1 rRNA gene is annotated in these 316 nt (G+C 50.6%); it reads left to right on the forward strand.

Going from position 1 to position 316, the window contains the following annotated elements:
* Positions 1–316 (forward strand): 23S ribosomal RNA (locus CVN76_RS02475); the annotation flags it as partial.

Genomic DNA, 316 nt, shown 5'->3' on the forward strand with positions numbered 1-316 from the left:
CATCTCCCAAGGCTAAATACTCCCTAGTGACCGATAGTGAACCAGTACCGTGAGGGAAAGGTGAAAAGCACCCCGGAAGGGGAGTGAAATAGATCCTGAAACCGTGTGCCTACAAGTAGTCAAAGCCCGTTAATGGGTAATGGCGTGCCTTTTGTAGAATGAACCGGCGAGTTACGATTTCATGCGAGGGTAAGTTGATGAGACGGAGCCGCAGCGAAAGCGAGTCTGAATAGGGCGAATGAGTATGAGGTCGTAGACCCGAAACCAGGTGATCTACCCATGTCCAGGGTGAAGTTCAGGTAACACTGAATGGAGG

Source organism: Bacillus sp. mrc49, from assembly GCF_002803435.1.